The following is a 13,478-nucleotide window of genomic DNA, read 5'->3' as shown; positions in this document are numbered from 1 at the left end:
GGCATCTGCAAAAACAGACGCATTCGTCGAAGAGATATTGAGGAGCACGACATCATGAAAAACATTCTTCCCCGCCACGGCGTTGCGGCCAATTCCGCACCGGGCGCGCAGGCGACGCAATCGACGCGCAGCCAGGCCATCGACGGCCATCGCGCGCGCATGAAGTCGATCATGCGCACGGCGGGCATGCTGCCGGTGCTGGTGCTGCTGTGCATCGGCTTTGGTCTGCTCAACGACGGCTTTTTTACGTTCGAGAATCTGTCGATCGTGACGCAACAGGCGTCGATCAATATCGTGCTGGCCGCCGGCATGACCTTCGTGATTCTCACGGGCGGCATCGACCTTTCGGTGGGCTCGATTCTGGCCGCCGCAGCGGTTGCGGCGATGCTGGGTTCGACCATCGTCGGCATGGGCTGGCTCGGCATTCCGGCTGCGCTGGGCGTGGGTCTGGGATTCGGCGTCATCAATGGCGCGCTGATCTCGCTGCTGCGTCTGCCGCCATTTATCGTCACGCTCGGGTCGCTCACTGCGGTGCGCGGTATCGCACGCCTGATGGGCCACGACACGACGATCTTCAATCCGCAGCTTTCGTTCGCGTTCATCGGCAATGGTTCGGTGCTTGGCGTGCCCTGGCTCGTGATCATCGCGCTGGTGGTGGTGGCGGCTTCGTGGTTCGTGCTGCGCCGTACCGTGCTGGGTCTGCATATTTACTCGGTGGGCGGCAATCCCGAAGCGGCGCGTCTTTCCGGCATCAAGGTCTGGGCGATCGAGATGTTCGTCTACGCGGTGTCGGGCCTGCTCGCGGGTTTGGGCGCGGTGATGTCGGCGGCGCGTCTTTATGCTGCGAACGGTCTGCAACTGGGCCAGTCGTATGAACTCGATGCCATTGCTGCGGTGATTCTGGGCGGCACGAGCTTCGTGGGCGGCGTGGGTTCGATCGTCGGCACGCTGATCGGCGCACTCATTATTGCGGTGCTCACCAACGGCCTCGTGCTGCTGGGCGTTTCGGATATCTGGCAATACATCATCAAGGGCCTCGTGATCGTCGGCGCCGTGGCGCTGGATCGTTATCGTCAACGGGGTTCGGCTCGCACCTGATCGACCCTGCAACCACTTCGCGACTATATAAGCGGGCGCATGCGGTCCTCCTGCGCCCGCCCTGCACGACAACACCAACAGGACCTCTCTGGAGACACGTTCATGTTCAAGAAAAAGACTCTGCTCGCCGCTGCCGCTCTGACCATGGGATTCGCGCTGCAAGGCGCGCATGCCGCCGACAAGCAGTTGAAGTCGATCGGCATCACCGTGGGTTCGCTTGGCAATCCTTACTTCGTGACCATCGTGCAGGGTGCCGAAGCCAAGGCTAAACAGATCAACCCGAACGCGAAAGTCACCGCCGTTTCCGCCGATTACGATCTGAACAAGCAGTTCACGCAGATCGATAACTTTATTTCGGCGCACGTGGACATGATTCTTCTGAACGCCTCCGATCCCAAGGCGATCGAACCGGCGGTGCGCAAGGCGCGCGCGGCCGGCATCGTGGTGGTGGCCGTGGACGTGAGCGCCGCGGGCGCCGACGCCACCGTGCAAACCGACAACGTCAAGGCCGGCGCGATCTCGTGCGAGTTCCTCGCGAAGAAGATCAACGGCAAGGGTAACGTTATTATCGAAAACGGTCCGCAGGTGTCGGCCGTGATCGATCGTGTGAACGGTTGCAAGCAGGTGCTCGCGAAGTCGCCGGGCATCAAGGTGCTTTCCGACGATCAGGACGGCAAGGGTTCGCGCGAAGGCGGCATGAACGCGATGCAGGGTTATCTCACGCGCTTCCCGCAAGTGGCCGGCGTGTTCACGATTAACGATCCGCAGGCCGTGGGCAGCGATCTGGCCGCCAAGCAACTGCATCGCAACAACATCGTGATTACTTCGGTGGACGGCGCGCCCGATATCGAATCTGCGCTCAAGACCGATACGCTGGTGCAGGCATCGGCGAGCCAGGACCCGTGGAAGATGGCACAAACGGCCGTGACCGTGGGCTACGACATCATGAATGGCAAGAAACCCGCGAATCCGCTGATCCAGATGACGCCGCAACTCGTGACGCGCGACAACGTGGGCAGCTATAAGGGCTGGTCGTCGCAGCATTGATTGCCAGGTTGAGTTCGCGTGTGGAAATGGCGGCATTTCAGGCCGCCATTTTTATTTTCACCCCAACACCGCATCCTTGGTCGTCACCCGCCGCGGAATGATCTTGAGATCGTAAAACGTATCGGCGATCTTTTGCTGTTCAGCAATCACGCCTGCGTCGATTGGCCGATATTCGTGCGCGTAATGCGATAGACCAATCTGGATTGTCGCTGCATCCAGACCTTGAATCGGCGCGAGTTTCGCGGCAGCCGCCGCCGTATTCGCACGCACCCACTGCCCCGTTTTACCGAGTTCATCCAGCGCAATGGCAATTGCGTCCTTCCGTTTGACAGCAAATTCACGCTGGCTCAGGAAAAACTGATGATGGCTGGCCACGCCGCTCGCATCCGCCAGCAGACGCGCGCCGTCCTGCGATTCCACAGCGGCGAGAAACGGGTCCCACACGGCCCACGCGTCGATCGAACCGCTTTGCAGCGCCGCGCGGGCATCGGCGGGCGCGAGATAAACCGGTTGAATATCGGCGAGCGCAATGCCGTGCTTTTGCAGCAGCGCGACCAGAAACCAGTGCACATCCGAACCGCGATTCAGGCCAATTTTCTTGCCCTTCAATTCGGATACCGATTTAATCGATGACGATCTGGAAACCACCACGCCTTCGGCATGCGGTGTCGGCAATTCATAAGCTGTGTAGACGAAATCCGCGCCTGCGGCCTGCGCAAAAACAGGCGGCGCTTCTCCCACATAACCAAAATCGATCGCGCCCACATTCAGCCCTTCGAGCAATTGCGGGCCCGCCGGAAATTCCGTCCACGACACCTTGATGCCTTGCGGCGCGAGGCGTTTTTCGAGCGTGCCGCTGGCTTTCAACAATACGAGCGTACTTGCGGCCTTTTGATAGCCAATGCGGAATTGATCGGGTTGGTACTTTGCCCACGCGGGCAGCGCAGCACCGGCAAGCGTAGCGCCCACCGTTGCGCCGAGGGCAGCGAGAATCGTACGGCGGCGTTGGAAGCGAATATCGTTATCGTGGCTCATGATGCGTAGCGCGAAGCGGCAATGAAAGGTGCAAAAAATGCTACCTGTCACGCCGCGCGAGCAGAAGTAACGAATCGCGCTAAGCAAATTACGCTGCGGGGATAACGATTTCGACGTTAACGCATCGCCCGAAAAACTCACGCGCATTCGATCCGATTGCGCCCGCCCTTTTTCGCACGATAAAGCGCAACGTCGCTGCGCGAAAGCGTGGCTTCGGCGCCGATATCGTCGGCTCGCATGAGCGTCACGCCGATACTGACCGTCAGCGCCACCGTTCCGGCCTGCGCACAGAGCGGCGATTGCGCGATGCTGTCCTGAATGCGCCGCGCCACGGTACACGCGCCGTCGAGATCGGCGCCGCCCAGCAAGACTGCGAATTCCTCGCCGCCGATGCGCCCCGCCACGTCGCCCACGCGCAACTGGTTGCGCAGGATCGCCGCGAAATGGCGCAGGGCATCGTCGCCCACGGCATGACCGAATCGGTCGTTGATCGACTTGAAGTGATCGAGGTCGCACATCATCAGCGCGCAATCGGGCGCGCCTGCGCGGCGCAGCAGCGCGAGTTGCGTGTCGAGTCGCGCCATGAAGTGCCGCCGGTTCGCGAGGCGCGTGAGGCCGTCGGTCATGGCGAATTCCTGCAACTCGGCCTCGATGCGCTTGCGCTCGGTCACATCGGTGATAAAGCCGTGCCAGACGGTCGCGCCATCGGCGAGACGCTGTGGCTTGGCGTCGCCCTGCCGCCAGCGCAATCCCTGTTGCGGCAAACGCACACGGTATTCCAGATGCCACGGTGCGAGCGTCGCCGCCGATTCCGCGAACGAAGCGCGATAGGCTTCGAGATCGTCGGGATGGATCAGCGCGTCGATGCCCTCGGCGTCGGCGGCCACGTGCGCGGGCGTGAGCTCATAGATTTCGCCGATGCCCGCGCTCGCGTACGGAAAGCAGGTGTGGCCGTCCGGCGCGCGGCGGCACTGGAACACGAGGCCGGGCACTTCATTGGTGAGATTGGTGATCAGATTGACCGATTCGCGCAGGCATTCGGCCATTTCGCGCATCGACGTCACGTCGGTCGAGGTGCCCACCATGCGCAGCGCGTGGCCGTCGGCGCCGCGCGCGGTGACCTTGCCGCGGCTGCAGATCCACTTGTAGCTGCCGTCCTTGCAACGGATGCGATGCTCGACTTCGTATTGATCCGTGCGGCCTTCGAAATGCGCCTTCATCGTCGCCTGCACGTAGGCAAGATCGTCCGGATGCAGGCGCTGGTAGCTGTCTTCGATGCGATTGGTGACTTCGTCGTCGGCGTAACCGAGCATCGCCTTCCAGCCCGTCGAATAGCGGATTTCGCCGGTCGTCACGTTGCGGTCCCAGATGCCGGTGCCGCTGCCCGCGATCGCCAATGCCAGCAGACGTTCGCGCTCGCGCAACGTGGCCATTTCTTCGCGCAGCGCCGTGTCGGGCATGAGCGTGTCGTGCGCAAGCGCGGCGATCACGCGCGCGAAATCGTCGAGACTCGCGCGCTGTGCCGCCGACAACTCGCGCGGCGCGTGATCGAGCAGACAGAGACTGCCCAGCGCATCGCCGTTCGCGCTCACCAGTGGCCACGCAGCAACGAAGCGAAACGGCAACGCACTCGCGCGCGACAGGCAGGCCTGCCATGCGGGGTCGGAGCCGAGATCGTTGACGACGATCGGCTCGACGAAGCTTTCATCCGCATTACGTGCATTCGAGCGCTGGACCTCCAGCAGCGCGTCGCGCAAAGGCGCGTCGACGCCCGCGCCCAGCCACTCAGCGCCCTGCGCCGCCTCGCCGGGCAGCACGCAGGCGGCCGCCACGCCGAAATGCCGGGCCGCCAGCCGCATCAACGCATCGAGCAACGGATCATGCCCCGTCGTTGCCGATGCAGGAGCGCCGTCGTTGTGCGCGCCACGACCGGCCGCCGCCGAAGTGGCAGACGGAACGAACGCGGCTTCAGCGGACGATGGCGTGGCTGGCAAGGGCATGGCGGGCGAAACGCCCGGACGGGCTAGGGAATCGAGCGGCTAGTATATAGCGCGCGAATTTAACCGCAATGCATGGTCCGGCGGGAAAAAAATCGGTCAAAAATCGCTTGCCGCGCGCGCGAAACGGCGCTAAGCGGGGCTCGGCCGCACTACCGATCCACCGGGCCGCGCAGGCGGAACACCCACCAGCCGAGCAGCACGGTGAAGCCCGCCACGAGCAGCACCATCAGCCAGAAACCGTGATGGTTTTCGGCGAGCGGAATGCCGCCCACGTTCATGCCGAAAAAGCCCGCGACGATGTTGATCGGCAAGGCCAGCACGGTCACCAGCGTGAGGGTGAACAGCGTGCGGTTGTTCTGTTCTTCAAGACGCGCGCCGATCTCTTCCTGCAGCAACTTGATGCGTTCGACCAGACCCGCCATGTCGCCGAGCACCAGCGTGAATTCTTCGGTCGTCTCGCGCAGATCCTGCATATCGGCGAGTTGCAGCCAGCGCGGCGGGCGCGCGAGCAGGCGGAACACCGCGCCGGGTTCAGGCGCGAGCATGCGTTGCAGACGCACCAGAATGCGGCGCATCGCCGCCAGATCGTGGCGGCTGCCGAAACGGCGCGAGGCGAGAAACTGGTCTTCGGCGCGATCGACATCGACGCTCGTGCGACGCACGATTTCCACCATCAGATCGGCCTGATCGCGCAGCAGATGGATAAGCAGATCCGCTGGCGAGCGGAAGGTCTCGCCGTTGCGCACATCGCCGCGCAGACGGTCGATGGAGCGCAGCGGCTTCATGCGCGCCGTCACCAGCAGGCGTTCGTGCGTATAGGACCAGAGCGTGGCGATCTGCGAAGGCGTGAGCTCGAAATCGAACATCACGTCGTTGACGACGGCGTAGAGCGCGCCGTCCACCTGCTCGATGCGCGTGGAGTGCGAGCCTTCCACCAGCATTTCGAAGAAGCTTTCGGGCAGATCGAGATGCGCGCGCATCCACGAAGCGCTCGCGGCGTGCGCGAGATTGAAATGCAGCCAGTAGAAAGCGCCGTCGTTAGCGGACTTGTTCTGCTCGCCGGCCTGCAGCGCGGCGAGCACATCTTCGCCCTTGACGGGCTGGCCCGGCTCGCCTGGCATGAAGCGGAATCCGCAAATCAAGCCCGACATGTCGGCGCCGTAGGTTGCAATGGACGAGGCGAGATCCATGGTCGTATGGCCGTTTAATCGGCGCAAGCATGCCATATCCCCGCTTTTGCAGGCAAGCGCAGGCTTTCACACGGTCGACATGTTTCTGACACAAACGCTTTTTATGCGCACCCGGAATCAGATCCAGAGATCGTTTTCGGCCGTGCGCTCGCCCTGCGCGCCATCGCCGGTATTGACCACGCCGCGCGGTTCGATCAGCAGCAGTTTCACTTCGGCGCTTGCATGGGGTTTGTGTTCGATGCCTTTGGGCACCACGGCCATCTGCCCCGCACGCACGACGAGCGTTTCGTCGCCGTTCGGGCCGCCGCGAATGCCGATCTGCAATTCGCCATCGAGCACGATAAACGTTTCGTCGGTATCGGCGTGCGCGTGCCAGAGAAAATCGCCGAGCAGTTTGACGACCTTGAACTGGTAGTCGTTCATTTCGGCGACCACGCGCGGCTGCCAGTGACCGTCGATCAAGCCGATCTTGCCTGCGAGATCGATCGACTGGCATTGGCCGCGGGTGGCCGGCGCGGCATGGTCGGAGGTGGTTTCGGACATGCTGGGCTCCGTTGAAAGAATGTCGATCCACCCAGCTTAGTCGCGCCGCGCATACGCGTATTGAACGATCGTGGCGATTTCCTCAGCCGCGCGCGACGCGCAGCCACTGTCCGGGCGTCATGCCGAAGGCCTTGGAGAAATGGCGCGTCATGTGAGGTTGATCCGCGAAACCCGCCGCTGCCGTCGCCTGGGACAGCGACGTGCCCGCCAGCAACAGGCGGCGCACGGCGTCGAGCCGGCGCATCGTCAGATAGCGGTATGGGCTCGTGCCGTAGAACTGGCGGAAATCGCGCGACAGGCTCCAGCGGTCGCGGCCGGTCGCGCCTTCCAGGGCTTCGAGCGCGACCGCTTCTGTACTGTGCGCGTGCAGGAAGTCGCGGGCGAGCCGGGCGGCGCGATAGTCGCCCGTTGGCCTCAGCTTTGCCGTGCCGGTGACGTCGGCCAGCGCATGGATCAGTTCGGTCAGCGCGTCGTTCTGTTCGAGCGGCTCGAGCGTGTAACTCATCTGCTGGAGCAAGGCGCAGGTTGTAGCGGAAAGCCGCGGATCGGTCGTAACGCCGCCTTCGAGGAACGGCAGCGTGCGCCCGCCGAGCACGTCCTGAAACAGCGACGGCTGCACGTAGATCATGCGGTATTGAAAGCCTTCGCCGGTACCGGCCTGGCCGTCGTGCGGCTCGTCCGGGTGCAGCACCAGCGTATGGCCCGGCAGGCTGTTGCACTGGCCGCGCCGGTAGTTGAAACTCTGCACGCCCGCGAGCGTGCGGCCGATCGCGTAGGTGTCGTGGCGATGCATCGCGTAGGCTTTGCCGTGGAAAAACGCTTCGATGCGCTCCACGCCTTCGATGGACTCGGCGCGTTCGACCCAGTCGGGGCTGGCGCTTGGGCGGTGTCGGTTCATGATGTCTGGCTGTCGGGCGGATGACCGCAGACAGCGATTGTGGCACGGCACGCTGTGATGCGCCGAGCCTGCCAGGCAAGCCGCCTGGTAGGCATTTGCGCGGTCAGCGGCAATAATGGCGGCATTCTGCGCACCGCGCTCCTACTCGCCGCCCTCGATCGCCATGGCCACTTCCCGACGCAGCACCGCCGCGCCCACCGCCCCCACCGCCGCGAAAAAAGCGCCTGCCAGCAAGCGTGCCCCGGCGAAGCGCGCTCAAGCCAGTAAAGCGGGTGACGCGACAGAAACCTCCAAGGCCGCGCCGCGCATCAACGAGCGCGCCCGCGCCCGCACGCGCGGCAAGCTCCTGCAGGCCGCACGCATGGTGATGGGCCAGAAAGGCATCTCCGGCACGGCGATCAACGACATCACCGAACAGGCCGGCGTCGCTTTCGGCTCGTTCTACAACTACTTCTCGACCAAGGACGAAATCGCGCGCGCCGTGTTTGTCGAAGACATGCTCGCGATCGCCGATCTGCTGGACCGCATCCGTCCCGCCGATGCCGATATCGCCGTGATCGTCGGCCTCAATGTGCGTCAGGTGATGCGCCACACGCTCGACGATCCGATTTGGGGCTGGTTCTTCGTCAACGCGGCATCGAGCGTGAGCGATCTGATCGAGACGATGGGCGGACGGCTCGCGCGCGATATCCGCATCGGCGTGGATGCCGGGCGTTTTCATTGCGCCGATGTGCTCGCGGCAATGGATTGCATCATCGGCGGCGCGCTGCATGTGATGCGTCAGATTCTGGAAAAGCGCCGCACGCCGGAGACGGTGGATCGCTTCACGGAGTTCGCGCTGCGCGGGCTCGGCATTCGCGATGCGGATGTGGCCGGCATCATGAAGGAAGTGCTGCGGCACGATGAATTGCAGGTGGCGGCAAGCGCTTCCACCCGCGCCGCCTGACCGGCTTCCCGTCTTTCTCCTGCGGCGCGCAACGCGCCGACTCCCCCTTCCCTGTCACTGAGCACGCCAGAGCGCGTGCCGTTTGCGCTCGTCCCCACGCCAGGGAAAGCACCTGGCCATCTCGTTATTGATACATAAATCATTTTTGATAACAATATCAATAATTCAACGACGAGACACCACGAGGACGACACCATGAATGCCCCGCATGACCTTCATCACGCTGAAAACACCGAAGCCGCGCTGATCCGCGCCGCAAGCGAACTGGTTCCGACGCTCAAGCAACGCGCCGCCGCCGTCGACCAGCAAGCGCGCCTGCCGCAGGAAACCCTCGACGACCTGAACGCCGCCGGCCTTTTCGAACTCACCACGCCAGGCCGATACGGCGGCAAGCAGGCTTCCGTACGCACCTTCCTCGAAGCGGTCTCCGAACTCGGCCGCGGCGATGCGTCGACGGCATGGGTCGCCGCGCTTATCAACGTGACGACGTGGGCAGCCGCCACGCTCTTCAGCGAAAAGGTCACCGACGAAGTATTTTGCAGTCCAGAGCGTGCGCGCGTCGTCGGTGTGCTTTCGCCGCGCAAGGCCAGCGTCACGAAAGTCGATGGCGGCTACGTGATCGAAGAAGGCGTCTGGGGTTTCAACTCGGGCATCTATCACGCCAACTGGGATCTGCTGGGCATTCCGCTCGTCGATGAAAGCGGCAAGGTGGTCGATCAGGGCGTCGCGCTGGTGCGCGCAAGCGACGTGCGCACGCTCGACGACTGGAACGTGATGGCGCTGCGCGGCACCGGCAGTTCCAGCGTGAGCGTGACGAATCTGTTCGTGCCCGACGAACGCGTCGCCTCCATGACGCAGGCGATCGAAGGCCAATATCGCTCGACGCATCTGGCGAACGAACCGCTTTATCGCGTCGCCTGCATTCCGATGCTGGCGATCATCCTCGCGTTTCCGGCGCTCGGCATCGCGCGCAACGCGCTCGACACCTTCCTCGAACTGCTGCCGCGCCGTGGCATCCAGTACACGTGGTACGCGAAGCAGGCCGAAGCCGCCGTCACGCATCTGCAGGTGGGCGAAGCATCGGCGAAACTGGACGCCGCGCGCGCCATCATCGAAAAGCACGCCGATGCGCTCGACGCCTGCGCCGCCGCCGGACAGTACATGGCTTATATGGATCGCGCGAAAGTGCGCCGCGACGTCGGCTTCGCGGAAACGCTGATCTGGGACGCCGTCGACACGCTCGCAACGGCTTCGGGCGGCTCGCTCGCGGCGCTCGGCAATCCGTTCGCACGCGTCTGGCACGACGCGCGCGTGGCCTCGCTGCACGGCATCGTCACCCCGGCGACGAACTTCGAAACCTACGGGCGCCTCGCCTGCGGCCAGAGCGCCGGCACGCCGCTGATCTGAGCCATGAGCGCGACACTCGATCTCACCCCGGATGTCGATTTCGGCGCGGCGCAGTTCCGCCGCGCGATGGGCAAGTTCGCGACCGGCGTGACTGTCATCACGTTCGATCACGAAGGACGCACGGCGGGCATGACGGCCAACGCCTTCATGTCCCTGTCCGTCGATCCGCCGATGATTCTGGTTTCGGTGCGCGCGCAGGCGCGCTTCGCGCAGTCGATCGCGTGCGGCGATACGTTCGGCGTGAGCTTTTTGGCGCAGCACCAGGAGCCGCTGAGCCGGCACTTCGGCGGACAGCCGCAAGCCGGACTCGACGATCTGTTCGAACACGCCGGCGGCGTGCCGGTCGTGCGCGCGGCGCTGGTGCAGATCGCGGCGCGCGTCGACGCGGTGCATCGTGGCGGCGATCATCTGATCTACACCGCCGACGTGCTGGCGTTACGCGAATCGGACGGCCCGCCGCTGCTGTTCTTCAGCGGCAGGTACAAGCAGATCGTCGCGCATGATCCGCTGCAATGCTGGCGAAATTGCGCGGATCACGCGGATTGAGAATACGTCTGCGATTCGATTCGCCATCCCTAACATCGGCTGGGAAACGACACACGGCATCTGCAATCGATTGCAGATGCCGTGTTCGCATTGGATCACACCAAAGCGCACACGTAGCGGCGCGCTGAGCATGCGCTATACCCAACACGGCACGTAAGGGAAAGTAAGGAAATCGCACGTATGTAGACCTCATAGCGGTCATCGCCCGATGCCATACAGACGACGAATCACGATGCAATGCGGGTTTTTGTGTGCTACGGGACAAACCCTCCCCCAACTCTGCACGCGGTGTGACTACACTAAATGCGTCGGCACCCGCTCGCCGACACGATGACTACTGGAGGTGTGCTGTGCCCCGCCCGATCCCCGCCTGCACCTCGCGCCCCGCCGCTGCGCTTGCTGCTCTTCTTGTCGGCACCGTTTGCCTCACCGCCCAGCTCGATCGAGCCGCCTATGCCGCGACGCCGGCCCAGGCGTCCGACGAATCCGCCGCCGAAAAAACCGTCGCCGAAAAGCCCTCCCCCGGCAAGCATCCGCCGGCCACGCCCAGCGCGATGGCGGCACCGGACTTCTTCTCGCTGGCCGACCGCTACGGCCCGGCCGTGGTGCACGTGATCGCGCGCGGCACCGACGACCAGTCCGCACCGCCCGAGCAGGAAGCGATCGACAACGACGATCCCTTCTCCGCCTTCTTCAAACGCACGCCGCGACAGTCCACGGAACTCCAGACCCAGACGCCGGGCCAGAACCCCAACGGCCCGCGTGTGATGACCGGCAGCGGTTCCGGCTTTATCGTCAGCCCGGACGGCGTCGTACTCACCACCGCGCACGTGGTCGACAACGCCCAGGAAGTGATCGTGCAACTGACCGACAAGCGCGAGTTCAAGGCCGAAGTCGTCGCCGTCGATCCGCAAAGCGATGTGGCCGTGCTGCAGGTCGACGCGCACGATCTGCCGACCGTGAAGCTCGGCGATTCGTCGAAGCTGCGCGCGGGCGAACCGGTGCTCTCGATCGGCTCGCCGGACAGCTTCGAGAACACGGTCACGACCGGCATCGTCAGCGCGCCCTCGCGCACGCTGCCCGACGGCAACGTGTTTCCTTTCTTCCAGACCAATGTGGCCGTGAACCCCGACAATTCCGGCGGTCCGCTCTTTAATCGCGCGGGCGAAGTGATCGGCATCGACGTGCAGGTCTACGCCGATCGCGACCGCTTCACGGGGCTGACTTTCGGCATTCCGATCGAGGCGGCGAACCAGTTCCGCGCGCAGTTGCAGGCGGCGCGCAAGACCGGCCCCGTCAAGCAAACCGACCAGACGGATCAGGCCGATGCCGCGAGCGCCGGCACGCGCACCTTCGGCATGCAGGTGGAAGACGTGAGCCCGGGCCTGGCCGCGGCGCTCGGTTTGTCGCATGCGGGCGGCGCGCTGGTCGATACCGTCGATGCCGATTCGATCGGCGCCGCGGCGGGCGTAAAAGCCGGCGATGTGATCGTGCAGGTTGGCGAAGCACCGGTGGACAGCGCAGCGACGCTCGCCAGCCAGCTCGCCGCCGTGCCGCCCGCCACGCAGACGCCGCTCAAGCTGATCCGCAACCGCCGGCCGATGCTGGCGAGTTTCTCGAACGCGGCCATCGACACGCCGAAGAGCGGCAAGGCGGCCAAAACCGCGAAGGCAACCGTGGCGGGCAAGACGGCTAAATCGGTGCAAGCGGCGAAGGCAGCGCCGGCCGCGCAAGCCGCCGACCAGACCGATGAAACCGATGCCGCCGACGCGCCCGCTGCCGCGACGCGCGACGCACGCGCCGTCGCCACCGTCGACGCGGAGACCGACGGCGTGGCCGTGCAGCGCATCAGCACCGCGGCCAAACTGCCGAAACCGCACAGCGCAACGACCGACCGGCTCGGCCTGACCACGCACGCGCTCAGCGAGGACGAACGGCGCTCCAGCGGCCTGCCGCTCGGCCTGATGGTGGACGCGTCGAGCGGTGCTGCCGCACGCGCGGGCGTGCGTCCAGGCGACATCGTGCTCTCGCTCAACGACACGTTGATCGAAACGCACGAGCAGGCCATGGCGCTGGAATCGAAGGCCACGCGCAGCATGGCGCTGCTGATCCAGCGCAATAACGCGCGCAGTTTCGTCGATGTAAAACTGCAGTAAATCTCGGCATTCATGTGGCCCGAATCTCCATCGGGCCACATCATCGACACCCCGCTCCATATCCGCTACAAAGCAGATACAAATTCGCGCGGAATATCTCCCAGGCTGGTGCGTTCTTATCCATGCAGGCAGCGTCGAAACGAACCGATCAACACGATGCGGTTCATCGGCGCCGGCCGCGAGACCACACCATCTTATGAGGAGTTCGAAATGTCTATCCGCCGCGTATTGATCGCCACGCTCGTCGCTGCTGCTTCCGTGGGCGCTGTTACCAAGGCATCCGCACAAGGTCTCACCCGCGAGGAAGTGCGCCAGCAACTGATCCAAGCCGAAGCCAACGGCTCGCGCTTCGTCACCGATGCGTCCTATCCCGATGTGAGCCCGGTCTTCGCGCAGCAGGTCGCGCACGCAGCGCCCGCGCAGGAAGCCAGCGGCATGGGCACGACAGCCGTCGGCACGCATGATTCCGGCGCACCGCAAGCAGCCTGCGTCGGGCCGAACAGCTTCTGCAATCTCTATTCGGGCGGCTGATGCTGCCGGGTTTCATCGCGCGTAAAGCGTGCAACGCCGAAAACCCGCTCGTTGAGAGCGGGGTTTCGACGTTGGCATGTG

At 64.1% G+C, this 13,478-nt stretch carries 12 protein-coding genes; 7 read left to right on the top strand and 5 right to left on the bottom strand.

The genetic code is table 11. The annotated features are described in order from the left end of the window. The first annotated feature begins 54 nt into the window (after positions 1-54). Together U5A67_RS28190 and U5A67_RS28185 are read left to right on the top strand one after the other, a co-directional pair. Positions 55-1,098 (top strand): ABC transporter permease subunit, encoded by a 1,044-nt coding sequence (locus U5A67_RS28190; protein ID WP_321816857.1) that lies wholly within the window; start codon positions 55-57, stop codon positions 1,096-1,098. Between the two features lie 102 nt (positions 1,099-1,200). Next, positions 1,201-2,145, top strand: a complete 945-nt coding sequence (locus U5A67_RS28185) for an ABC transporter substrate-binding protein (protein ID WP_415767956.1) — start codon at positions 1,201-1,203, stop codon at positions 2,143-2,145. Between the two features lie 57 nt (positions 2,146-2,202). On the opposite strand, the gene U5A67_RS28180 is transcribed toward U5A67_RS28185, so the two are convergent. From U5A67_RS28180 to U5A67_RS28160, 5 genes are all read right to left on the bottom strand, one after another. Further along, a complete protein-coding gene (locus tag U5A67_RS28180; RefSeq protein ID WP_321816856.1) occupies positions 2,203-3,180 on the bottom strand; it encodes an aliphatic sulfonate ABC transporter substrate-binding protein in 978 nt (325 codons plus the stop codon). Positions 3,181-3,317: 137 nt separating this feature from the next. Continuing rightward, on the bottom strand, positions 3,318-5,180 hold the full coding sequence (locus U5A67_RS28175) for a diguanylate cyclase (protein ID WP_321816855.1): 1,863 nt from the start codon (positions 5,178-5,180) through the stop codon (positions 3,318-3,320). Between the two features lie 149 nt (positions 5,181-5,329). After that, on the bottom strand, positions 5,330-6,370 hold the full coding sequence (locus tag U5A67_RS28170) for a transporter (RefSeq protein ID WP_205985661.1): 1,041 nt from the start codon (positions 6,368-6,370) through the stop codon (positions 5,330-5,332). A 117-nt stretch (positions 6,371-6,487) separates the two neighbouring features. Beyond that, positions 6,488-6,913, bottom strand: coding sequence for a cupin domain-containing protein (locus tag U5A67_RS28165; protein WP_321816854.1), 426 nt, complete (start codon positions 6,911-6,913; stop codon positions 6,488-6,490). An 82-nt stretch (positions 6,914-6,995) separates the two neighbouring features. Further along, entirely contained in the window at positions 6,996-7,811 is an 816-nt protein-coding gene (locus U5A67_RS28160; protein ID WP_321816853.1) for an AraC family transcriptional regulator, read from the bottom strand. Between the two features lie 163 nt (positions 7,812-7,974). On the opposite strand from U5A67_RS28160, the gene U5A67_RS28155 reads away from it, so the two are divergent. From U5A67_RS28155 to U5A67_RS28135, 5 genes are all read left to right on the top strand, one after another. Continuing rightward, a complete protein-coding gene (locus U5A67_RS28155) occupies positions 7,975-8,757 on the top strand; it encodes a helix-turn-helix domain-containing protein (RefSeq protein WP_321816852.1) in 783 nt (260 codons plus the stop codon). A 195-nt stretch (positions 8,758-8,952) separates the two neighbouring features. Beyond that, positions 8,953-10,164 carry an acyl-CoA dehydrogenase family protein gene (locus U5A67_RS28150; protein ID WP_321816851.1) on the top strand — a complete coding sequence of 404 codons (1,212 nt, stop codon included), beginning with the start codon at positions 8,953-8,955 and terminating at the stop codon, positions 10,162-10,164. A gap of 3 nt (positions 10,165-10,167) precedes the next feature. Then, positions 10,168-10,710 carry a flavin reductase family protein gene (locus U5A67_RS28145; protein ID WP_321816850.1) on the top strand — a complete coding sequence of 181 codons (543 nt, stop codon included), beginning with the start codon at positions 10,168-10,170 and terminating at the stop codon, positions 10,708-10,710. A 350-nt stretch (positions 10,711-11,060) separates the two neighbouring features. Then, positions 11,061-12,866: a trypsin-like peptidase domain-containing protein gene (locus U5A67_RS28140; protein WP_321816849.1), complete on the top strand. Its 1,806-nt coding sequence runs from the start codon at positions 11,061-11,063 to the stop codon at positions 12,864-12,866. A gap of 210 nt (positions 12,867-13,076) precedes the next feature. Then, complete coding sequence (locus U5A67_RS28135) at positions 13,077-13,397, top strand: DUF4148 domain-containing protein (RefSeq protein ID WP_321816848.1); 321 nt, start codon at positions 13,077-13,079, stop codon at positions 13,395-13,397. Positions 13,398-13,478: the final 81 nt, after the last annotated feature.

The organism is Paraburkholderia sp. J69-1 (assembly GCF_905220255.1).
Lineage (GTDB): Bacteria > Pseudomonadota > Gammaproteobacteria > Burkholderiales > Burkholderiaceae > Paraburkholderia.
This window is presented reverse-complemented; position numbering and strand designations above follow the sequence as displayed.